Below are 21,792 nucleotides of genomic sequence, written 5' to 3' on the forward strand. Positions count from 1 at the left end.
TTAACCACTCCCTGCACTCACCGAGGTGACCAACCATGCGTGTTCTGACCGCGATCGCGGGCGCCTTCCTGGCGGCGCTCACCCTCGCCCCCGTGACGGCTTCGGCGGCGCCCGAAGACCCGAACATGTCGCCGATGATCATCGGCGGCGGCTACGCGTCCAACTTCCCGTACGCGGCCCGTCTGTTCGTCAACGGCCGTGAGAACTGCTCCGCGACCAAGATCGCCCCCACGTGGATCCTGACCGCCGAGCACTGCGTGGCCTCCTCCGGCACGTACACGTTCCGCGCGGGCAGCCTGGACCAGACCTCCGGCGGCCAGCTCGTCACCGGAAACCAGATCATCAAGCACCCGTCGGCCGACCTGGCGCTCGTGCGCGTCAGCACGTCGATGTCCGCGCCGTTCTCCCCGCTCGGCCAGACCGTCACGGTCGGCCAGACCGTGCAGCTCTACGGCTGGGGCGCCACCTGCACCAACCAGCCGGAGATCAACTGCCAGTCCCGCTACCTGAAGGTCGCGGACACGCAGGTGACGACCACCAACGGTCGTGACTACCGCGGTGGCCAGGCCATCAGCGTGCGTCGCATCAACGGCATCGCCGCTGGTGGGGACTCCGGTGGCCCGATGTTCGCGAACGGCCGCCAGGTCGGCGTCGCGTCCACCTCGGACCGCTCGAGCGTCTCGAACTACACCAGCATCAACAACACGAGCTACCGCAGCTGGATCCGCCAGTACGCGGGCGTGTGACACACCCTGATTGACCAGCGGTAACCCTGCGATGGCCCTCGGCTCCGGCCGGGGGCCATCACCCTGCGTGTTCACTAATGGTGGATGGACACGAACGGAGTAGCCAGTTACCGTGCCTCCAGCGTTCGCGCCGCTCGGGAGCATGGTGAGGTGCGCAGTGCAGGACGGCCCGCAGCGGGTGACGACAAACGGCGATTCCGAACGCCCGAACATGGCCCGCCTGTTCGACTACTACCTCGGTGGAGCGCACAACTTCGCGGTCGACCGCATGCTGGCCGAGGAGAGCATCAAGCAGTTCCCCGTCGCCGAGATCGCGCGCACGATCAGGTCCTTCTCCCGCCGCGTGGTGCGCCTGTGCGTCGAGGAGTGCGGCATCCGCCAGTTCCTCGACCTGGGCAGCGGCATCCCGACCGCCGGCAACGTCCACGAGGTCGCCCAGTCCCTCGACCCGTCGTGCAACGTCGTCTACGTCGACCACGACCCCGTGACCGTGGCCCACGCCCGCACCATGCTGCGCGACAACCTCAGCGCCGCCATCGTGCAGTCCGACATCTCCGACGTGGGCGCCGTGCTGCGTCACCCGGAGACACGCCGTCTCATCGACTTCACCCAGCCGACCGCCGTGCTGATGGTCGGCATCCTCCCGTACGTCCTCGACGAGCCCGCCGGTGTCGTCGCGCGCTACCGGGCCGCGCTGGCCGAGGGCAGCATCCTCGCTCTGACGCACCTCACGAAGGACGTGGAGCCGGAGTTGGTCGGCCGGCTGGTCGACCTCGCGGACCACATGGACTCCACGCTGGTGCCGCGGTCCAAACAGGACGTGGAGGAGTTCCTCTGCGGTCTGAAGCTGCTGGAACCCGGCCTGGTGCTCGCCGCCCACTGGCGGGCGGACGGCGAGCTTCCCGGTACCTCGGCCGCCGCCGACGCGTCGACGTACGGCGCCGTGGGGATGGTCTAGCCGGTCTTCGCTCGCAGCGCCTGACCGCTCGTGGTCGTGCTGTTGGTGACCGATGTTCCGCTGCTCTTGCGCCACTGCAGGTCGTTCGCGCCGGTGCTGCGCTCCACCTGCACGCCGTTCAGCGAGATGTTCTGCACGCTGTCGGTCGTGATGGCCGGGCGCCCGTCGTTCTTCTCGAACTCGACGGTGCTGTTCAGGAACTTCACGTCGGTCGCGTTGCGGAGCCAGAACCCGAACGCCGGCCGCACGCCGAAGATCCGCGGCGGGTACTCGCCGGACACCTCGGGCGGGCTCTTCGAGGCGTCGGACTCCTTGTGGTTGCCCGGAACCGTCAGCTTCACGTTCTCGAACGTCAGACCGGTGATCTTCGAGTCGGCCCGGCCGGAGACGGTCGAGGCGTACTCGGGGTCGCCGGGGATGTCGCGCGGCGCGGTCAGGTTCGTGCCGGTGATGTTGCGATACGTGATGTTGCGGATCTTGCCGGTGGGCGGGCTGTTCGGGCAGCGGCCGCGCTTGCCGACGTGCAGGTAGATCGGTGAGGCGGTCTTGGAGAGCTGGATGTTCTCGTAGAGGACGTCCTCGATGACCGCGCCGTCCATCGACACGATGCCGAGGCCGGCCTTCGAGGCACCGGTGACCTCGAGGTTGCGGAACTGGATGTTCCTGAAGCTGCCGCAGGTCTCCGAGCCGAACTGGATCGCGTTGTTCTCCGTCGACTGGATGGTGGAGTCGCGGACGACGTTGTTCTCGCTCAGGAACGTCTTCCCGGTGGCGTAGTCGCTCTTGAACGCCACGGCGTCGTCGCTGGAGATGACGGTGGAGTTCGACAGCTCGACGTTGGAGCTGTTGATGAAGTTGATGCCGTCGCGGTCGTCCGGGGTGTCGACGGTGATGCGGTCGAGCTTCATCCCGTTGCAGCCGTTGGTGATGATCGCGAAGTGACCGGCCTCCCTGAAGGTCACGTCGGTGATGTTCACGTTCCTGCAGAACTTGAGCGACAGCATCTTGTCGCCCTTGCCCGCGGGGATGTTCTCGCCGGTCTCCAGCTTGTTCGCGCCGTCGATGACGCCCTTGCCGGTGAAGCTGACGTTCTCGACGTTCTCGCCCCACAGCAGGGCGTTGCGGAAGTGGCTGTGCCCGAAGTCCTGGTACTTGGAGTTGGGGTTGGACTCCGGCGCGTCGATGCCGCTGCCGGACGCCACGATCCGTGCGCCCTGCTGGATGTTGATCGTGACGTTGCTCTTGAGGTGGATCGAGCGCGAGAGGTACGTGCCCGGCGGAATTTCGACGGTGCCGTTGCCGGCCGCGCTGGCCGCCGTGATGGCCTTGTCGATGGCGACCGAGTCGATCGCCTTGCCGTCGCCCTTCGCGCCGTAGTCCTTGACGTTGAAGCTCGCCGCTTTCGCCACGCCCACCGGTGCCACGACCACCGCTAGTGCGACGAACGCGCCGGTCAGTCGACGCTTCATCGTTGAGAGGTCCTTCCTCTTGTGTCGAGGGCGGCGGCTGCTCGGCGTGTGAAACGTTCTGAAAACGTTTTCACAAGGAATCGTAGTGAAGGCCGGACGTGAAGTACAGGGGTGGATTTCCGCGTGAGCAGCGCTTGTGCACGCCGGTAGCTTGGGTTTCATGGAGCACGCGGAGCCCGGAAGGTTGTTCCACTTTCCGGGTCTGCCTCAGGTCTTCGCCGAGTTCGGCCGCCCCGTTCTCGTGCTGGCGCGTCCTGAGGTGGGCTCGGTCTGCATGTTCGGCACCGGCGGCGTCGACGGAAAGCCGTGGACGCTGGACGCCGATTATCTGGATCAGGCCGGGTCCGGAACGGGGCGAGTGGCGCTCGTGCGCACCCATCGTCCGGTGGAGTCGCGGATGGTCGATCGTGACCCGGTCAGCTTGTTGCGCAGCGCCTTTTCGTACTTTCTCGCGAACGCGGCCGACGTGCGTTCCGCCGAGGACCACCGGCGAGTGGCGGACGAGGTCCGCGCCCTGGTGCGCGCCGCGGTGGCGCGACCGGCCGTGCTGCGGGTCGACGGCGTGTCCGTCGACTGCGTGGCGCTGGAGATCGGCGACCGTCAGGCGCTCGTGGTCGAGCACGGGGACGTCGTCGTGACGGTGGTGCTGGCAGCCGGAGCGGACGACGTCGAGCTCGTCACGGTGCCCGGTACCGCCGGATGAGCTGAAGGCCGGCCCGCGAAGTCCAGGGTGACTTCGCGAACCGGCCTTCGTGGTCTTGCTCAGCCCTTGTAGGCGCCCTGCGGGGTCGCCAGCGCGGCCGGGCCGCGGTACTGCGCGCCACCGAACGCGAGGATCGCGTAGCCGATGATGCTGAACAGCCACAGGCCGACGACACCGAAGACGGTGTCCTTGCCGAAGGACTTCGCGACGTCGATCGAGACGATCGCCAGGATGACGATGTTGACGATCGGGATCAGCAGCAGGATCAGCCACCAGCCCGGACGGCCCGCGACCTTCAGCAGGACGTAGATGTTGTAGATCGGGATGATCGCGGCCCAGCCCGGCTGACCAGCCTTGGTGAAGGTCTTCCAGAAGACGACGACGCCGAAGACGGCGAACGCCAGGTAGATGATCGTTCCGAAGACACCGATGCCGGTCGAGACGGCGGGGTCGATCGTAGTCGGGTCAGTACCCACGGTCTTTCCTTCTTTCCACGCTTACTTTGTGCCGGGGGATCGGCGAGCGGGGACGCTGCCAGCACAGCGCACCCGTCCTCAGTGGAATCCCCGTTTCGTGAGCGTTTCGAGACCTTCCGTCAACCTTCAGAGTGAAGAGCCGAGTTTGACCAGGGCCTCGTCCGCGACGCGCATGGTCGTCCACTCGTCCATCGGGATGGCGCCCAACGACTTGTAGAAGCCGATGCTCGGCTCGTTCCAGTTGAGCACCCACCACTGCAGACGGGTGTACCCCTTGGCGACGCACTCCCTGGCAAGCGCTTCCAGGAGTTGCTTGCCCAGGCCGTTGCCGCGCTGGTCCGGCGTGACGTAGAGGTCTTCGAGGTAGATGCCGTGGACGCCGTCCCACGTCGAGAAGTTGAGGAACCACAACGCGATCCCGACGACTCGACCGTCCACTTCGGCCACGTGACCGAACAGCGCGGGGTTCTCGCCGAACAGCGCGGTGTGCAGCTGTTCCGAGGTGAGGTGGCACTGCTCCGGCGCCTTCTCGTACAGCGCCAGCTCGTGCACCAGCCCCACGGCCGCGTCGACGTCACGCGGTTCCACCCGCCGGATCATCACACCTCCCAGGCAGGCACGTTGAGCCTGCGCACCTGCGGGTCGCCCCGCTCGTCGCCCAGCTGGCAGATGCCGGCCGGGTCCAGTCCGAAGTGGACGCCCTGGTCGGGCGCGAGGCCCAGCCACGCCGCGATCAGCACCCGGCTGAAGTGCCCGTGGCCGACCAGCACCACGTCACCGCCGGGAAGGATCTTGCGCACCTCGCCGAGCACCTTGCGGGCTCGCTCCTGCACCTCCGCGTGCGTTTCGCCGCCCGGCATGGGGTGCGACCAGACCGTCCAGCCGGGCACGCGCTCGCGGATCTGCGGCGTGGTGATGCCCTCGTAGTCGCCGTAGTTCCACTCGGCGAGGTCCTCGGTCGTCGCGTTGACCTCCAGCCCGGCCAGCGCGGCCGTTCTGGTGGCGCGCTGCCGCGGACTGGTCAGCACCAGCGCTGGTGCCTGGTCCGTGCCCCTCAGCCGGGCGAGCGTGGCGCCCGCGCGGCGTGCCTGCTGCTCGCCCTCAGGCGTCAGCTCGATGTCAGTGCGTCCCGTGTGCCTGCCGCTCTCGGACCACTCGGTCTGGCCGTGACGCAGCAGGTAGAGGTGGGTGCTCACCTGGTTGATCCTAAGGAGTGACGGGGAGCACGTTTGGAGTAGTACACCGTCGAGGTACCCCGACCGCCATGAGCGGCGAGCATCACGACCACGGCGCCCCCGACGAGGTCGACGCCCGGAAGATTCGCGAGGCCTTCGGGGTTCGCGTCGCACGCATCCGGGCGGAACTGACCTCGACGTGGAACAAGCTGAGTCAGAACGAGCGCGACAACGACGCCAGAGACCGATGACGTTTCGGCTGTCCTCGAAATGCGAACGCATTGCCGGATGAGGTAAAACACCCGGCTTTGGACTGAATGGCGTAATACTCCCGTCTGGTTGTCGTTTTGATTGGCGGATTCCGGGCGGAATCACGAGCCGTGTGCTGCGCGGCGTGGCTAGAACGGAGTGGATCGTCCTTTGAGGGGGACCCACTCATGCGTTCTGCAATCGCGCTTTTTCTACCTGTTCTGCTGGCCGCGGTTCTACCGGCGCTGCCCGCGTCGGCCGCGCCGGAACCACCTTCCACACCTGGCCTGACCGTCTCCGGTGACGAGATCCGGTGGACCACCGCCACGTCGATGCCGTTGCTCGACGCGGGTGTCGAGTTCTGGGAGGGAGACCGGTTCCTCGGTCGTGCCCAGGAGTCGGCCAACCTGCGGACCTACACGTTGAAGGCCGCTCTGAAGGACCCCTCCGCGTTCCAGGTGCGGTCGGCCGGGAAGCGGCTGGACGTGCCGGAGCCTCCGGCGGCCGGTCTGTCCGTGCCCGAACTGCCGGCGTTGCAGCCCGAGGCCGCCGTTGATCCGGGCACGCCGGGGCCGTACGCCACCAGCACCGGTGAGTACGCGCTCGACTCGATCAAGCTGCCCGAGTACGCGGCGCCGATCGAGATGGAGGGCGTCGTCGTCGCGCCCAAGGGAGCGCCCGGCAAGCGGCCGCTCGTGCTCTTCCTGCACGGCAGGCACTACACCTGCTACAGCAAGTCGGATCCGAACCGGATCGCGATGAACTGGCCGTGCCCCAGCGGGTTGACGGCCGTGCCGAGCCACAAGGGCTACCTGAAGGCGCAGCAGTTGCTGGCGTCGCAGGGATATCTGACGGTGTCGATCTCCGCCAACGGCATCAACGCCCAGGACGCGATGACCGCCGACGCGGGTGCGCAGGGTCGTTCGTCGCTGGTGCGCCACCACCTGGCGCAGTGGGCGGACTGGGCCTCCTCCGGTCGCGGTTCCGCGCCTGCCGCCGTGAAGTCCGCGCCGGCAGCCGACACGTCGAAGGTGCTGCTGGTGGGTCACTCCCGCGGTGGTGAGGGCGTCAACCGCGCCGCCACCGACAGCCTCACCCCGCCACCCGGCGACACGGGTTTCTCCGGTCCGGTGCGCTGGAACATCCGCGGTGACGTGCTGATCGGCCCCACGATCTTCGGCCACAACCCGGCGCCGGACGTGCCCTCGGTGACGTTCCTGCCCGGCTGCGACGGCGACGTGTCCGACCTGCAGGGCCAGATGTTCGTGGACCAGACGCGCGGCCTGAGCCGTGGCGACGCCGTGCACAGCGCCCTGTACATGATCGGCGCGAACCACAACTACTTCAACAGCGAGTGGACCCCCGGCCAGGCCGAGGCACCTGCGTCCGACGACTTCTGGCCCGGCCAGCAGCCGGACCCGCTGTGCACGCCCGGTACCGCCACCCGCCTGACCGCCGACCAGCAGCAGACCATGGGCGCCACCTACGTCGCGGCGTCCACGCGGCTGTTCCTCGGCCGTGACCAGTCCGTGCTGCCGCTGCTCGACGGCTCCGGCGTCCGCGCCCCGTCCGCCGATCCGGCCCGCGTTCTCTCGCACGCGATCGGCGCGGACCGCAAGTCGCTCGTCGTGCCGGACGGTGCCACCGGCGTGTCCGGTAGTGCCCGCGTCTGCCAGCAGACGTCCCGTGACGCCGCGGTCGGGTGCAGCACTTCGCGTTCGCCGCACTTCGTCGGCTTCCGCGGCGCGGTGGCGCAGCCCGAACGCCTTTCGGTCGCGTTCAAGTGGTCGGCCGCAGGTCAGGCCGGCGTCGTCACGCCTTCCGCGCCGGTGTCGCTGCACGGTTCGAGCGACCTGGCGTTGCGCCTGGCCGTTCCGCCGAACGCCGCGGCCTCCCGGTTCGGCGTCTCGGTGACCGACCACAATGGACTCAGGCACGCCCTTGGCAGTGTGTCTGTGACCGGGCTGCCCGGCTCGGACCGCACGAGCTCGTTGTGGGCTCAGGAAGTCCGCGTGCCGCTGCCCAAGGGCGTCGGCCGCATCGCTTCGCTGGAACTGGTTCCCGAGTCCGCGTCCGGCGAGGCGTGGCTGATCGACGCCTACGGCTGGGAGAAGGGCCTTGTCCCCGTGGTTCCCACGCGGCTGGCCCGGGTCGACGCCGCGGTCACGGCGGTCGACGAGGGCGACTCCGGCACGCAGACGCACAACATCGTCGTCACGGCGACCGGCAACGGCACCCGCGTGATCCGGCTCTTCTACACCGACCCGGCGACCAAACAGCCCACGACCAGGCTCGTGACGCTGAAGCCGGGCGAGAGCCGCGCCGAGGTGCCGGTGACCTACACCGGAAACACCAGGTGGAGCGGCGACGTCCGTTACCCGGTGTCTGTCCTGGCGATCTCCAACGCGGTGGTCGGCTCCGCGACCGGCGGACTGCTGGTGCGCAACGACGACCCCGCGCCCGAGGTGACGGTCACCCCCGTGGCCGGCAGCGTGGCGGAGGGCGGCACCCTGAAGTGGAGGCTGACCCTGTCCGAGGCCGTCGACTCACCGGTCGCGCTCTTCGGCACACCGGTCGCACCGGCCTCCGGCACCGAACTGTCCACAACGGACGTCAACGCCGAGTGGCTGCTCCGGAACTCGGGTGAGGAAGCGCTGCCCTCGCGACCGCTGTCGTCGACGCAGCTAGGGGTCTACGCCTTGATCCAGACGGGCGCGACCACGTTCGAGTTCGAGGTGCCGACCATCGCCGACACCGAGACCGAGGGTGAGGAGCAGGTCCGGCTGAAGTTCGAGGGGATCTCGCCCACCGGCACCGACTTCGAGGTGACGGGCAAGGTCACGGAGGCGGCGTGACGGACTGCGGGTGGTCGCTGCGGCGGCCACCCGCGTTCTCCGCCGTCCAGCTGTTCAGCAGGCGGAGCTTCTCCTCCGACGGCGAGCCGGTGTCGGCGCTGTAGATGACGACGGTCTGGCCCCCGGCGTCCGGCAGGCGCAGCGTCTGCCAGTTGAGCCGCAGGTCGCCGACGGCCTCGTGGAAGAAGCGCTTGACGCCGTGCTGGTGTTCGGAGAGCCGGTAGTCCGCCCACATGCCCGCGAACTCCTCCGAGCGCGTGCTCAGGTCGCCGACGATCCGCGACAGGGCCTCGTTGTCGCGGCCGGGGATGACCGAGGCGCGCAGCAGGGCGACGACGTCGGCGGCGATCTCGGACCAGTCGCGGTACACCACGCGGGCGCGGGGACTCAGGAACATCCACTTGGCCAGGTTGCGGTCCGCGGCCGGCATGGCCTCGAAGTCGTCCAGCAGCGCCTTGCCGGCGTGGTTGATGCCGAGCACCTCCAGATAGGGCCCGAGGATGACGGCGGGCACGTCGATGGCGCGGATCATGGACTGCAGCGCGGGCCTGGCTCTGAGCGTCGTGGCCGGGCGCGCCGCTTCGGGCTGCAGCAGCGAGGAGAAGTAGCGGCTCTCGACGTCGTCGAGCCGCAGCGCCCGCGCGACCGCCTCGGCCACCTGCTCGGACACGTTGCGAGCGCGGCCCTGTTCGAGCTTGACGTAGTAGTCGACGCTGACCCCGGCGAGGATCGCGACCTCCGCGCGGCGCAGCCCCTTGACCCGGCGAGGCGTGGTGGCGGCGGGCAGTCCCACCTCCTCCGGGGACAGTGCCGCGCGGCGCGAGGTGAGGAAGTCGCGCAGTTCGTCACCGATGGTCATGGCTTCGATTATGGCCGTCCTGTGGGAGGTCCGGCAGTTCCTGGGTGGTACTGCCAGAGCCACGACGAGGGGTACCAGTTTTCCCCTTCGAATCGGCGTTCTGCTGGGACGTAATGGAAAGCGTCAACTACGTCCCCGCAAGGAGAACATCGTGTCTGTCTGGTTTGTCACCGGTGCGTCGCGCGGCCTGGGTCTGGAGATCGTGAAGGCCGCGCTGACGCGGGGCGACTCGGTGGTGGCGACCGCCCGCGACCCGAAAGCGATCGAGCAGGCCTTGCCCGGCCACTCCGCGAACCTGCTCGCCCTGCCCCTGGACGTCACGGCCCAGGACCAGGCCGACGCGGCCGTGCAAGCCGCCATCGCGCGGTTCGGCGGCATCGACGTCCTGGTCAACAACGCCGGCCGCGGCCTCGTCGGCGCGGTGGAGGAGACCAGCGACGCCGAGGCCCGCGCGGTCTTCGACATCAACGTCTTCGGTCTGCTGACCGTCATCAGGGCCGTGGTCCCGGCCATGCGCGCCGCACGCCGCGGCCGAATCCTCAACATCAGCTCGACCGGCGGCGTGGTGGCCTGGGCGGGCTGGGGCGTCTACAGCGCGACGAAGTTCGCACTGGAAGGCATCACCGAGGCACTGCGCCTCGAACTGGCCCCTCTCGGCATCCAGGTCACCTCGGTGCAGCCAGGCCCGCTGCGCACCGACTTCCTCGCTTCGTCGTCCCTGGGGCAGGTGGAACGGGTCATCGACGACTACGCCTCCACCGGCGGCGCCTCCAGGGCGTGGGCCGGCGAGAACCACGGCCTGCAGGAGGGAGATCCGGTGAAGGCCGCGGCGGCTCTGCTGACCCTCGTCGACCTGGCCGAGATGCCGGCGCGGCTCCCGCTCGGCACCTCCACGCTGGCCGACATCCGCACCAAGCTCGCGGCCGTCGGCGCGGACCTGGAGGCGTGGCAGGACCTCTCCCGGTCGACCGACGTCGTCCCGGCCTGACGGCCGTGAGCTCTCCGCAGATGCCGCTCAGTGCTGGGCCCCGTGTTCGTGGGCCCAGGCTTCGGCTGACGCACGGTCTTCAGCTGGCGGAGAGTCCAGCAGACACTCACCGCACCGAGCGAAGAACACGCCGTCTTCTTCCCAGGCGTGCACCTGGCCGGGCTTCACCCAATCTGGCGACCAGTCCACCTCGAAGGCGTACAGGACACCGGAAGTGATGCCTTCCATCAGCCGTTCGATCGCGTCGTCGGCCAGGCCGAGCCCCAGCGCGTCGTTCGTCACCCTGAGCTCGGTTCTCACGTTGTCCTCCAACAGACGAGTCACGCGGGCATCACGTGCGCTGTCAGCGTCTTTCGCCATGCGCACATCCTGCCGCGCCCTCGCCCACGACGTCGTGAACGGTGTTTGTCCGATCGACCTCCGCCCTCGGACCTGATCGGCTATGAAATGGCCGTGATGAGTCGGAGCGCACAGTTCGCGGTGGCCGCGTCCGCCGTGGTGATCGCCATTTGTGCCGTCGTGCTGACGGCGAAGGTCCTGTCGTCCTCGGGGCTGCCGGTCGTGGCGCGGCAGGAGATGACGTTCAACAGCGCTGAGCTCGCCAATCGGGTGCAGCGGGTGCTGGGCGAACGGGGTGAGCTACCGGGGTCGAGCAGCCAGATGAGCTGCCCTGAGCACGTGGTGATCAGGTCGGGCAACGCGTTCGGGTGCTCGGTCGTGCACAACGAGAAGCTCAAGAACGTACGGGTCGTGGTGACCGGCGCGGAGGCGGGGACGCTCCAGATCGGGAAGCTGGAGGGCTAGCCCGAGCGCGTACGGCCGAATCGGCCGTCGGTCCACAGAGGACGAACGTGGGCCGCCTGGGGGCCGTTGAGCGACCCAGGAGACGACGAACGACGCTGACCTGCGAAAGCGATCTCGCGGGTCAGCGTCGTTCTGCAAGGCCGTGGGCTCAGCCCTGCTTGGTCTCCCAGAAGATCTTGTCGATCTGCGCGATCAGGTCGAGAAGCGCCTGACCCGAGGCCGGGTCCATGGACGCCTTCGTGCCGCCCGCGCCCGCGGCCTTGGTGGCGCGGTTGAACAGGTCGTGCAGCTCGGGGTACTTCTCGAAGTGAGGCGGCTTGAAGTAGTCCGTCCACAGCACCCACAGGTGGTGCTTGACGAGCTCGCTGCGCTGCTCCTTGATCAGGATGGCGCGCTCCCGGAACTCCGGGTCCTCGTTCGCCTGGTACTTCTCCTGGACCGCCTTGACCGACTCGGCCTCGATCCGGGCCTGGGCCGGGTCGTACACGCCGCAGGGGAGATCGCAGTGCGCGGTCGCCTCAACGCGTGGGCGGAGAATGCGCGACACGAGTCGCATCGTTCCTCCCAGAATGAAAAACAGTGGATGCTCCGACGGGGAGAACCCTACTCCGGCTGATCGAAGGGTGATCGTTGAGACCGCGTCTTTCCACCGTGCTCGTGCGGGGTCCGTCCATGGTGCCTGCCCTCAGGGACGAGGACGTCGTGCTGGTCAGGTGGGGTGTGAGGCCCAAGCCAGGGCAGGTCGTGCTCGTCACGTGGGCGAGTCGGCCCGGTCAGTTGTCGGTGAAGCGCGCCTCTCACGAAGTGGACGGCGGGTGGCACGTGGTGGGCGACAACCCGTACGCGAGCACGGACTCCGAGCACCTCGGACCTGCGGAGGTGCTCGGAGTCGTCAAAGCTCGACTATGGCCGAGGCCTGCTTTCAGGCTTTGAGCGACGCGTACAGGGCCAGGCAGTCGTCGTAGCGCGGCAGGACACCGGCCTCGTAGGCCTCGGCGAGGGTGGGGGCCGAGGTGTCCTTCTCCGACAGCAGGAACTCGAGCTCGCGCGGCCACGGGAGGTCGAGAGCGGGGTCGAGCGGCGTCAGGCCGTGTTCGCCGGACGGGTTGTAGACGGTGGAGCAGAGGTAGTTCATCGTCGTGTCGTCTTCCAGCGCGATCATGGCGTGGCCGAGGCCCTCCGCCAGGTAGACCGCGTTGCACTTCTCGGCGTTCACCAGCACGGCGTCCCACTGGCCGAACGTGGGGGAGCCGACGCGGATGTCCACGATCACGTCGATGAACGAGCCGCGCGGGCAGAAGACGTACTTCGCCTGGGACGGCGGGACGTCCGCGTAGTGGATGCCGCGGATCGTCCCCGCGCGGGAGACGCTGTGGTTGGTCTGGGCGACCCGGAGGGGGTGGCCGACCGCCTCGGTGAAGGCGGCCTCCTGGTACGGCGAGACGAACACGCCGCGGTCGTCGGGAAATGTCCGAGGGGTGAACTCGAACGCGCCGTCAATTTTCAGCGAACTCGCCTGCATGCCGTCACTCTAAGGCGTCAATCTTTCTTGACCGATCGGGTGCTTCCTGCCTGCAGAAACTGACCGGTCGGTGCAGAAAACCGGACGGACGTCTTGCTACATGCCCTCTGACCTGCGGAAAAAGTGTGATCCCCGCCGCAGACAGCGACGCGGGACCCTGCCACACTTCCCGTCACCCGCAACACTCGGGCACTTCTCCGACGCAACTCGTCGGAGGTCGTTGACCGAGTTTCCAGGCCCCGTGTACCCGGCGTGACAACGCTGGGCCGGTGCGCCGTTTGGTGATGAGCCCAGTTGGGGCCAATACGCCGCCCGCACCGCAGGAGGGACGCCGTGACAGCAGTGAACGAAGCCCGTACCGAGAACTCCGATCCGACGCAGTTGACGGACGAGGAGATCTTCACCGCGCACCTGGGCGGGAAGCTCGAGGTCGGCGCGACCGCCTCGCTCGCTGACCCGAAGGCGCTGTCGATCGCGTACACCCCTGGTGTCGCACGAGTGAGCAAGGCCATCGCGGAGGACGCGAGCCTCGCCGCGAAGTACACGTGGGCGCACCGCCTGGTCGTCGTCGTCAGCGACGGCACCGCGGTGCTCGGTCTCGGTGACATCGGCCCGAGCGCGTCGCTGCCCGTCATGGAGGGCAAGTCCGCGCTGTTCAAGACGTTCGGCGGCCTCGACTCCATCCCGCTCGTGCTCAACACGACGGACGTGGACGAGATCGTCGAGACGCTCGTCCGGCTCCGCCCGTCGTTCGGCGCGGTCAACCTGGAGGACGTCTCCGCGCCGCGCTGCTTCGAGCTGGAGCAGAAGCTGATCGAGGCGCTCGACTGCCCGGTCATGCACGACGACCAGCACGGCACGGCGGTCGTGTCGCTCGCCGCGCTCAACGGCGCGAACACGGTCCTCAGCAAGAACATCGGCGACCAGCGGGTGGTCATCTCCGGTGCGGGTGCCGCGGGCATCGCGATCGCCAAGATCCTCATCGCCGCCGGCGCCGGCGACATCACGCTGCTGGACTCGCGCGGCATCGTGCGCACGGGCCGGGCCGGTCTCAACCCCGTCAAGGAGGAGATCGCGGCGGTCACGAACTCCAGCAACCTCGACGGCGGCATCGACGTGGCCCTGCGCGGCGCCGACGTCTTCATCGGCGTGTCGTCCTCCAAGGTCTCCGAGGACCTCATCGCGAGCATGGCGAGCGACTCGATCGTCTTCGCGCTGTCGAACCCGGACCCCGAGGTGCACCCGGAGGTCGCCGCCCGCCACGCCGCGATCGTGGCGACCGGCCGCAGCGACTTCCCGAACCAGATCAACAACGTGCTCGCGTTCCCCGGCATTTTCCGCGGGGCTCTCGACTCGGGTGCGCGACGGATCACGGAAGGCATGAAACTCGCGGCCGCGGATGCCATTCTCGCCGTCGCGAAGGATGATTTGGGCCCAGACCGAATTGTTCCCTCGGCATTGGACCCGCGGGTCGGACCCGAGGTCGCGGCGGCTGTGGCCGTGGCGGCGAAGGCCGACGGAGTCGCCTGATCCGGCTCTTGTATTCGCCACTCATTTGCATCTTCACGGGTACCGGAACCACGACCGTGGCTTTTCGTTAACCCGTGCAGGGGTGGGCGATGACGCTCTGAAGCGCTACCGTCCCTCTCCTCGGGTGTTCACTCGAGGAGAGGGTTCGTGTTTGCCGCCGTTCGGGTGCCGTTGTCGTGCCCACCCGAATTGCCGCGGGCGGTGGATGCGGGAGAGGGTGGGCCGGTGCCCAAGTGGGTGGGACGCGCGACGGTGGTGAACGGCCGTGCACGGACGGCTGTCCCGACGTCCGGGAAACCTCCGATGACGCTGGACGGGCTGACCCTGCCCGACGCGCCGTCGTTGCTCGTGGACGCCAAGGGTGTCGTCATGCAGGCGAACCCCGCCGCCGTGGAGCTCGCGGCCGCGCAGGGAGCCGACGACCTCGTCGGGCACCCGCTCGGTGAGCTGCTCCTCGGCAACACCTCCGACCTGCGGCTGCTGCGCGTGGACGGCACCGAACTGCCGGTGCGCGTCGCCCGCCACGCCGTTCCGGGAACGGGCCTGCAGGCCGTCCTGCTGATCGACGTCTCCGACCTCGCCGCCGCCGCGGACGAACTGCGCGACGAACAACGCCGGCTGCGCAAGGTGCAGCGGGTCGCGGAGCTCGGCTCCTGGGAGTTCGACCCCGGGACCGGCCTGACCGTCTGGTCGGACACGCACTACGAACTGCTCGGCCTCGAACGCGGCGCCGTCGTGCCCGGTGCGCAGGCCGTTCTGGACGTCGTCCACCCGGACGACTACCACATGGTCGAGACGTACTGGCACGGTCGCGAGATCACCGGCGACCCGATCGACATCGAGTACCGGATCGTCCGCCCGGACGGCCAGCTGCGGTGGATCCGCGGGGTCGCCGAGGCGAGACTGGACGACGCCGGCAGCCTGGACAAGATCACCGGCTACATCCGCGACATCACCGAGGCCAAGCGCGCGGCCACCGACCTCGCCCAGGAACGGGCGCGGCTGCTGGAGGCGCAGCGCATCGCCCGCATCGGCAGCTGGGCGTACGAGACCGGCACACGCGCCGTGCACCGCAGCGAAGTGCTGATGGAGATGTTCGCCGAGCTCGGCATGACGCCGGACGAGGACCTGCTCAGCGGCGTGCACCCGGACGACCGCGAGGCCGTCAAGGCGTTGCGGCACCAGCTGCTGCACACCCAGGACAACGCGCCGGTCGAGGTGGAGGTCCGCAGCGAGGTCGGCGAGCGCGTCTACATGTGCCGGGCCCGCGCGGAGATCGCGCCGTCCGGCCGCATCGAGCGCTACCACGGCACCATCCAGGACGTCACCGAAGCGCGTGCCCTGGAACGTCAGATGCGCGAGGACCGCAGACGGCTGGCGGACGCGCAGCAGGCCGCGCGCCTCGGCATGTGGGAGTGGAACCCGAGCACCGGCGAGGTCGTCTGGTCGGACATGCTGCGCGAGCTCTTCGGCCTGCCCGCGGAACTCCCCGGCAGCTACCAGGCGTACCTGGACCTCGTGCACCCCGAGGACCGCGGCTGGGTCGACGACCTGTGCCGCCAGCTGGTGGTGGACGAGGTCGCGTCGCAGTTCGAGCACCGCGTGGTGCGCCCGGACGGCTCGCCGCGCATCTTCCGCTGCCACGGCATGATCGTCCACGACGCGCGCGGCAAGCAGCTGGCCGTCGGCACCGCCCAGGACGTCACCGAGCAACGGGCCGCCGAGGCGCGCATGAAGCGTTCCTCGCAGCGCTTCACCGACCTCGTGTCCGTGACGCCGGTCGGCATCGGCCTGTTCGACGAGGGCGAGCGGCTGGTCGACGCCAACGACGCGTTGTGCGACCTGCTCGGCATGGAGCTGGAGCAGCTGCGCGGCATGACCGCCGAACAGCTCACCCACCCCGAGGACACCTCACCAGGCCTGCAGTGGGCCGCCGAACGCACGCAGAAGATCCCGCAGCGCATCCTCGTCCGCCCGGACGGCGAGAAGGTCTACTGCGAGCTGCACATCGCCCTGTCCGTGCAGGACGACGGCCGCCGCTTCTGGCTGATCGTGTTCCTGGACATCACCGAGCGCCGCCGCGCCGCCGAGGCGTTGCGCCACCAGGCGACCCACGACGAGCTGACCGGCCTCCCGAACCGCGCGCTGGTGAAGGAGATCCTCGGCAAGCTGCTGGAGGGCCCCGGCCGTTCGAAGGTCGCCGTGTTCTTCTGCGACATCGACAACTTCAAGCGCGTCAACGACTCCCTCGGCCACGACGCCGGCGACGAGCTGCTGGTCGCTCTGGCACGACGGCTCGAAGGCGGCCTTCCTGACGGCTGCACCGCCGCCCGCCTGTCCGGCGACGAGTACGTGATCATCTGCGAGGACATCGACTCGGTCGGCGGCGTCGACGCCCTGGCCACCCGCGTCGCCTCGTTGCTGCGCACGGCCGTTCCGGTGCACGGCCAGCTCGTCCGCGTCTCGGCCTCGATCGGCGCCGCCGTCCCGAACGGCTCGCGCGCCAACGGTGCCGACCTGCTGCGGTTCGCCGACGCCGCGATGTTCGAGGCGAAGCGCGCCGGCGCCGGACGTGTCTCGCTGGCCTCGGCCGCGCTGATCGCGTCCGCCGACCGCCAGGTGCACCTCGAGGGCCAGCTGCGCGACGCGTTGCAGCACGACGGCCTCGTGCTGCACTACCAGCCCGTCGTCGGCGTCGACGGCGCCGTCCTGACCGCCGAGGCCCTGGTGCGCTGGCCGCACCCCGACCGCGGCATGCTCCCGCCGGACGTGTTCCTGCCGGTCGCCGAACAGGGCGACCTGATGCGCGAACTCGACCGCTGGGTGCTGCGGACGGCGTTGAAGGAGGCCGCGACCTGGCCCGCACCCGACGGCCGCCCGGTGTCGGTGGCCGTGAACCTCGCCGGCCTGGTGCCGGGCGATCCCGAGTTCGTCGACATCGTGTCGACCGCGATCATGGAGTCCGGCGTCCCGTGGGAACGCGTGGTGCTCGAACTGGTCGAGACGGCGTTCGTCGACCTGCCCTCCCGAGTCCGCCAGTCGATGGACGAACTCGTGAAGCGCGGCGTCCAGTTCGCCGTGGACGACTTCGGCACCGGCTACTCGTCACTGGCCCGCCTGAAGGACCTGCCTGCGCAGATCATCAAGGTGGACCGGCGCTTCGTTTCCGGCGTGGGCAACGACTCCTCGGACTTCGCCGTCGCCCGTGCCGTGGTGGACATGGCCCGGGCGATGGGGCGCAAGTGCGTCGCAGAGGGCGTGGAGACCGCTACCCAGTTCCACGTGCTGCGGGGCGTCGGGGTGGACGCGTACCAGGGCTGGTTGTTCTCGCGTCCGGTGCCGCCCAAGGAGTTCCGCGCGGTGCTAGCCCTCGGACCGCTCCACATACCCCGCGCTGGCTGAGATCTCCGGCAGCAGCGCCGCGATGCGGTGCTTCGGCAGGTCGATCAACCGCAGTTCGAGGTCGTCCTGGTCCGCTGGGGCGTTGTCGATGATCTCCGCGGCCTGCCGCTTGGTCAGCACGCCCTGCGACGCGGTGATCAGCGCTTCCCGCCAGACGTTGCGCAGCTTGCCGTGAGCCTTCATCAGGACCTCGCGCACCGTGCGCTCGCCCAGCGACAACGTTCCGGTGAGCACCTGATCGGCAACGACGATCGTCGTCTTGGCATCTGGGTTGTTGCGCAGGAACTTCAACTTGAACCGGGTCTGCACCAGCTCCTGCAGTTCCTTCTGCCCGGCCTCCGACGACACCGCCGGGTGGTTGTTCGGCACCAGGCAGGCCAGCCGGGCCGGCGACGAGGCCAGCAACGTGCGCAGCAGCCACGGCCCCGGGTCCGCCGACAGGTCGACGGCCAGCGACGCCGCGCCCTTCCCGACGGGCTCGGCCCACCCCGCGGAACGGGGCTTCGGCGGCGGCGAGGACTCCGGCCGCGGGGCCAGTTCCGACAGGGCGGCCAACGCCTCGGACGAAGGCCCTGACGACTCCACGGACTGCGCGCCGTGCGTGTAGATCCGCGTGCCGCCGGACACCGCGCGGCGGCCGGTGGGGCGGCACACGTACAGGTCCGCGGCGGACCCGATGGCCTGCGCGCCGTCGAAGCGGTGGAACGCGGGCAGGATGGCCTCGAAGACCAGGCCGAGCTTCTGCAGTTCCTGCTGGACCTTCAAACCCAGAGCAGGTGTCCGGTCGGAGAAGCCGTACGCCAGCAGCAGGCGGCCGGACGCGATGTCCTGCAACGCCTCGATGCCGCGGCCGGCGAACAGGCCCATGCCCTCCGGCGTGTAGGGCGGGTCGCTGAAGACCAGGTCGAAGGACTCGAGCGCGGCCGCGGGCAGGCCGAAACGCATGTCGCAGTGCAACGTCCGGATGTCGTGCCCGCGGGCCAGGGCCCGTGAGTCGATGAACTCCAGCAGGCGCTCGTCGAGGTCCACGACCGTGATCGACACGTTCGGATTGACAGCGGCGACGGCGAGTGAGGTCAGGTCGTGGTCACCCAGGCACAGCAGGCGTTTGCCCGTCAGGTCGTAGGTGGAGTTCAGCCACACCGCACGGTTCAGCGCCGTCTCTGCCGTCGCCTGCACATGGTCCAACGAGGACAAAGGCGACGGCACGTCCGCTATGTCCACGAGGATCTGGCGCAGCACGTCGGTGTGGTCGCGGACACCGGAAACACCGAACTCCGAGCGGTACGAGGCCACCAGACCGGGTGCGATGCGGTAACGATCGTCTGAAGATTCCGCGTCGTCGCCCAGGGCCTTGAGCAGGTCCTGAACGGTGCGGCGGGGAACCGCGGGCAGGCGCACGAGTTCAGCCAGCGGGTGCCAGTCCTCGCTGAGCAGGGACAACACTTCACGGAGCTTGCGGGCGTGCACGCCGCGCTCCGCCACCAACTGCCGAACCTGGTCGATCGTCACAAGCGCTAAACCATACGGCCTGTCACATCGTGGAACGCTGTGCCGGGGTACGCCGAACGAGTTAAGGTCTTTGGGATCTACATCCAGGGCGGCCCAATCGGGGTGGTCGTCACGACCGGAGGGATCCGAAGGGTGATCGAGTTCCGGGCCGTAACCAAGCGGTTCGAGGACGGGACCATCGCTGTCGACGAGCTCGACCTCACGGTCGAGGCGGGCACCATCACGGTGTTCGTCGGTCCTTCCGGCTGTGGCAAGACGACGTCGCTGCGCATGGTCAACCGCATGATCGATCCGACGTCGGGCACGATCCTGGTGGACGGCAAGGACGTCCTCACCGTGGATCCGCCCACGCTGCGGCGTGGCATCGGCTACGTCATCCAGCAGGCGGGGTTGTTCCCGCACCGGACCGTGCTCGACAACATCGCGACCGTCCCTCTTCTGTCCGGTTGGGACAAACGCAAGGCGCGCACGCGTGCGGCCGAGCTGCTCGAGATCGTCGGTCTCGACGCGAACTTCGGCAAGCGCTACCCGGCCCAGCTCTCCGGTGGCCAGCAGCAACGCGTGGGTGTCGCCCGCGCGCTCGCCGCGGATCCGCCGGTGTTGCTGATGGACGAGCCGTTCAGCGCTGTCGACCCAGTTGTGCGCGAGGACCTGCAGAACGAACTCCTTCGTCTGCAAGCGGAACTCGACAAGACGATCGTGTTCGTCACGCACGACATCGACGAGGCGTTGAAGCTCGGCGAGCGCGTCGCGGTGTTCCAGACGGGCGGGCACCTCGCGCAGTACGCGCGGCCTACCGAGCTGCTGGCCGCGCCCGCCAACGACTTCGTGGCCTCGTTCGTCGGACGTGACCGCGGCTACCGCACGCTCACGTTCCTGCACGCGGACGTGCCCGTGCACGCCGTCACCACGGCCAAGCTCGGCGAGCGGATCACGGTCAGCGACTGGACGCTCGTCGTGGACGAGGGGAACCGGCCCAAGGGCTGGCTGTCCGGTGTGGACGGTGAGGTCGAGGTCGCCGAGAAGGACCTGATCTCCGGTGGTTCGCTGTACGACGGCTCGACGTTGCGCGGCGCGCTCGACGCGGCGCTCAGCTCGCCGTCGGCGCTCGGTGTGGTCGTCGACGACGCCGGCGCGGTCACCGGTGTGGTCAAGGCCGACGACGTCATCAAGGCCCTCGCGAAGGCCCGCGCGGCGGGTGAGGTTCCGAAGTGACCTGGATTTTCGAGAACTGGGAAAGGTTCTGGGAAGTCACCGAGGTGCACCTGCGGCTCTCCGTCGTGCCGGTGCTGATCGGTTTCGTGCTCGCCATCCCGCTGGGGTGGTGGGCGAGCCGGTCGCAGACGGCGCGCGCGATCCTCTTCCCGTTCGCCAACATCCTGTTCACGATCCCGTCCATCGCGCTGATCGTGATCACGCCGGTGCTGCTCGGCGTGAAGATCCTGGACGAGATCAACGTCATCGTGCCGCTGGCGGTCTACACGCTCGCGCTGATGATCAGGTCGGTCGCGGACGCGCTGTCCGCGGTGCCGGGCAACGTCGTCGCCGCGGCGAACGCGATGGGGTTCCGGCCGCTGCGCCGTTTCCTCACCGTCGACTTCCCGCTGGCGTTGCCGGTCACGATCGCGGGTCTGCGGGTCGCGACCATGTCGAACATCAGCATGGTGAGCGTCGGCGCCCTCGTCGGATTGGGCGGCTACGGTCAGCTCTTCACCGAGGGCTATCAGACCGACCACACCGAGAAGGTCCTCGCGGGTCTCATCGGGACGGTCGTGCTGGCGGTGCTCGCGGACGCCCTGCTGTTGCTGATCGGACGGCTGCTCACGCCGTGGGCACGGGCGGGGAGGTGAGCTGAATGGGTGGCTGGCTCTTCGATCCCGCGCACTGGTCCGGCACGACCGGGATTCCGGTGCGGTTGGCCGAACACCTCGGCTACACGCTGCTGACGTTGCTCATCGCCGCGGTCATCGCGATCCCGCTGGGCGCGTTCGTCGGTCACACCGGCAAGGGCGGGTTCGTGATCGTCGGACTCTCCAACGCTCTGCGGGCGTTGCCGACCACGGCGGTGCTGATCCTCGTCGTGCTGTGGGCGGGTCTGGGTGACTTCCCGGTGTACGTCGCGCTGGTGCTGCTCGCGATCCCGCCGATCATGGCGGGCACGTACGCGGGCGTCCGCGCGGTCGACCCGGTGACCGTCGACGCCGCACGGGGTGTCGGCATGCGCGAGTCGGGTGTGCTGCTCCAGGTGGAGATCCCGAACGCGCTTCCGTTGATCTACGGCGGTTTCCGCGGCGCCGCGCTGCAAGTGGTCGCGACCGCCACCATCGCCGCCTACACGGGCGCCGGTGGACTGGGCAGGCTCGTCTTCGACGGCCTCGCCCTGCAGGAGTTCGGACAGATGCTCGCCGGCGCGGTGCTCGTGGCACTGCTCGCCGTTCTCGTCGACCTGGGGTTCGCCGGCCTGCAACGGCTGACGGTCTCGCCAGGGCTGCGTCCAGTGGGAACCGGAGGAAAGAGATGAAGCGCATCGCGACAGCCGTCGCT

Annotated in this window: 22 protein-coding genes; 13 read left to right on the plus strand and 9 right to left on the minus strand. The window is 68.7% G+C overall.

Features of this window, described 5'->3' with window-relative positions; genetic code table 11:
• The first annotated feature begins 35 nt into the window (after positions 1–35).
• Positions 36–746 (plus strand): S1 family peptidase, encoded by a 711-nt coding sequence (locus tag ACIQF0_RS35115; RefSeq protein ID WP_401036903.1) that lies wholly within the window; start codon positions 36–38, stop codon positions 744–746.
• Between the two features lie 142 nt (positions 747–888).
• Positions 889–1,704, plus strand: coding sequence for an SAM-dependent methyltransferase (locus ACIQF0_RS35120; protein WP_401036905.1), 816 nt, complete (start codon positions 889–891; stop codon positions 1,702–1,704).
• On the opposite strand, the gene ACIQF0_RS35125 is transcribed toward ACIQF0_RS35120, so the two are convergent.
• The gene (locus ACIQF0_RS35125) at positions 1,701–3,173 is read right to left on the minus strand and encodes a glycoside hydrolase family 28 protein (RefSeq protein WP_401036907.1); all 1,473 of its coding nucleotides are present in this window, start codon (positions 3,171–3,173) and stop codon (positions 1,701–1,703) included. The two genes, ACIQF0_RS35120 and ACIQF0_RS35125, sit on opposite strands and share 4 nt — an antisense overlap.
• Positions 3,174–3,333: 160 nt before the next feature.
• Between ACIQF0_RS35125 and ACIQF0_RS35130 the strand changes: the two genes are divergently transcribed.
• Complete coding sequence (locus ACIQF0_RS35130) at positions 3,334–3,876, plus strand: hypothetical protein (RefSeq protein WP_401036910.1); 543 nt, start codon at positions 3,334–3,336, stop codon at positions 3,874–3,876.
• Between the two features lie 59 nt (positions 3,877–3,935).
• Here the strand turns inward: ACIQF0_RS35130 and ACIQF0_RS35135 are convergent, their stop codons facing one another.
• The 3 genes from ACIQF0_RS35135 to ACIQF0_RS35145 all read right to left on the minus strand — a co-directional run bounded on the left by ACIQF0_RS35135 (position 3,936) and on the right by ACIQF0_RS35145 (position 5,548).
• Positions 3,936–4,352, minus strand: coding sequence for a DUF5684 domain-containing protein (locus ACIQF0_RS35135; RefSeq protein ID WP_360047244.1), 417 nt, complete (start codon positions 4,350–4,352; stop codon positions 3,936–3,938).
• A 126-nt stretch (positions 4,353–4,478) separates the two neighbouring features.
• Positions 4,479–4,952, minus strand: coding sequence for a GNAT family N-acetyltransferase (locus ACIQF0_RS35140; RefSeq protein WP_360047245.1), 474 nt, complete (start codon positions 4,950–4,952; stop codon positions 4,479–4,481).
• The gene (locus ACIQF0_RS35145; protein WP_401036913.1) at positions 4,952–5,548 is read right to left on the minus strand and encodes a histidine phosphatase family protein; all 597 of its coding nucleotides are present in this window, start codon (positions 5,546–5,548) and stop codon (positions 4,952–4,954) included. The genes ACIQF0_RS35140 and ACIQF0_RS35145 overlap by 1 nt, the downstream gene beginning before the upstream one ends.
• A 68-nt stretch (positions 5,549–5,616) precedes the next feature.
• On the opposite strand from ACIQF0_RS35145, the gene ACIQF0_RS35150 reads away from it, so the two are divergent.
• Complete coding sequence (locus ACIQF0_RS35150) at positions 5,617–5,778, plus strand: hypothetical protein (protein WP_360047247.1); 162 nt, start codon at positions 5,617–5,619, stop codon at positions 5,776–5,778.
• 186 nt (positions 5,779–5,964) lie between these two features.
• Entirely contained in the window at positions 5,965–8,631 is a 2,667-nt protein-coding gene (locus ACIQF0_RS35155; protein ID WP_401036915.1) for an alpha/beta hydrolase family protein, read from the plus strand.
• On the opposite strand, the gene ACIQF0_RS35160 is transcribed toward ACIQF0_RS35155, so the two are convergent.
• On the minus strand, positions 8,615–9,490 hold the full coding sequence (locus tag ACIQF0_RS35160; RefSeq protein WP_401036917.1) for a helix-turn-helix transcriptional regulator: 876 nt from the start codon (positions 9,488–9,490) through the stop codon (positions 8,615–8,617). The two genes, ACIQF0_RS35155 and ACIQF0_RS35160, sit on opposite strands and share 17 nt — an antisense overlap.
• 151 nt (positions 9,491–9,641) lie before the next feature.
• Between ACIQF0_RS35160 and ACIQF0_RS35165 the strand changes: the two genes are divergently transcribed.
• Complete coding sequence (locus ACIQF0_RS35165; protein ID WP_401036920.1) at positions 9,642–10,478, plus strand: oxidoreductase; 837 nt, start codon at positions 9,642–9,644, stop codon at positions 10,476–10,478.
• A gap of 27 nt (positions 10,479–10,505) precedes the next feature.
• Here the strand turns inward: ACIQF0_RS35165 and ACIQF0_RS35170 are convergent, their stop codons facing one another.
• Positions 10,506–10,760 carry a hypothetical protein gene (locus tag ACIQF0_RS35170; protein WP_401036923.1) on the minus strand — a complete coding sequence of 85 codons (255 nt, stop codon included), beginning with the start codon at positions 10,758–10,760 and terminating at the stop codon, positions 10,506–10,508.
• Between the two features lie 174 nt (positions 10,761–10,934).
• Here ACIQF0_RS35170 and ACIQF0_RS35175 point away from each other — a divergent pair, with 174 nt between their 5' ends.
• Positions 10,935–11,282, plus strand: a complete 348-nt coding sequence (locus ACIQF0_RS35175) for a DUF4333 domain-containing protein (protein WP_401036925.1) — start codon at positions 10,935–10,937, stop codon at positions 11,280–11,282.
• 148 nt (positions 11,283–11,430) lie between these two features.
• Here ACIQF0_RS35175 and sodN read toward each other — a convergent pair whose 3' ends face one another.
• Positions 11,431–11,838, minus strand: a complete 408-nt coding sequence (gene sodN, locus ACIQF0_RS35180) for a superoxide dismutase, Ni (protein WP_093592081.1) — start codon at positions 11,836–11,838, stop codon at positions 11,431–11,433.
• A gap of 101 nt (positions 11,839–11,939) precedes the next feature.
• On the opposite strand from sodN, the gene ACIQF0_RS35185 reads away from it, so the two are divergent.
• A complete protein-coding gene (locus ACIQF0_RS35185) occupies positions 11,940–12,215 on the plus strand; it encodes a S24 family peptidase (protein ID WP_401037549.1) in 276 nt (91 codons plus the stop codon).
• Here ACIQF0_RS35185 and ACIQF0_RS35190 read toward each other — a convergent pair.
• Positions 12,205–12,804 carry a dTDP-4-dehydrorhamnose 3,5-epimerase family protein gene (locus ACIQF0_RS35190; RefSeq protein ID WP_401036927.1) on the minus strand — a complete coding sequence of 200 codons (600 nt, stop codon included), beginning with the start codon at positions 12,802–12,804 and terminating at the stop codon, positions 12,205–12,207. The genes ACIQF0_RS35185 and ACIQF0_RS35190 overlap by 11 nt on opposite strands.
• Positions 12,805–13,137: 333 nt before the next feature.
• Between ACIQF0_RS35190 and ACIQF0_RS35195 the strand changes: the two genes are divergently transcribed.
• Together ACIQF0_RS35195 and ACIQF0_RS35200 are read left to right on the plus strand one after the other, a co-directional pair.
• A complete protein-coding gene (locus ACIQF0_RS35195; RefSeq protein ID WP_401036930.1) occupies positions 13,138–14,334 on the plus strand; it encodes an NADP-dependent malic enzyme in 1,197 nt (398 codons plus the stop codon).
• Between the two features lie 225 nt (positions 14,335–14,559).
• Entirely contained in the window at positions 14,560–17,736 is a 3,177-nt protein-coding gene (locus ACIQF0_RS35200) for an EAL domain-containing protein (protein ID WP_401036932.1), read from the plus strand.
• Here the strand turns inward: ACIQF0_RS35200 and ACIQF0_RS35205 are convergent.
• Complete coding sequence (locus tag ACIQF0_RS35205; RefSeq protein ID WP_401036934.1) at positions 17,698–19,248, minus strand: bis-aminopropyl spermidine synthase family protein; 1,551 nt, start codon at positions 19,246–19,248, stop codon at positions 17,698–17,700. The genes ACIQF0_RS35200 and ACIQF0_RS35205 overlap by 39 nt on opposite strands.
• A gap of 132 nt (positions 19,249–19,380) precedes the next feature.
• Between ACIQF0_RS35205 and ACIQF0_RS35210 the strand changes: the two genes are divergently transcribed.
• From ACIQF0_RS35210 to ACIQF0_RS35220, 3 genes are read left to right on the plus strand one after another with little or no spacing between them, the layout of a single operon-like run.
• Positions 19,381–20,463: an ABC transporter ATP-binding protein gene (locus ACIQF0_RS35210; protein ID WP_360047257.1), complete on the plus strand. Its 1,083-nt coding sequence runs from the start codon at positions 19,381–19,383 to the stop codon at positions 20,461–20,463.
• On the plus strand, positions 20,460–21,098 hold the full coding sequence (locus ACIQF0_RS35215) for an ABC transporter permease (protein ID WP_360047258.1): 639 nt from the start codon (positions 20,460–20,462) through the stop codon (positions 21,096–21,098). Before ACIQF0_RS35210 ends, ACIQF0_RS35215 begins: the two co-directional genes overlap by 4 nt.
• 5 nt (positions 21,099–21,103) lie before the next feature.
• Complete coding sequence (locus ACIQF0_RS35220) at positions 21,104–21,769, plus strand: ABC transporter permease (protein ID WP_093592096.1); 666 nt, start codon at positions 21,104–21,106, stop codon at positions 21,767–21,769.
• Positions 21,770–21,792: the final 23 nt, after the last annotated feature.

Origin of the sequence: Lentzea sp. NPDC092896, assembly GCF_044754905.1 — a bacterium.
In the GTDB taxonomy this organism is placed as follows: Bacteria; Actinomycetota; Actinomycetes; order Mycobacteriales; family Pseudonocardiaceae; genus Lentzea.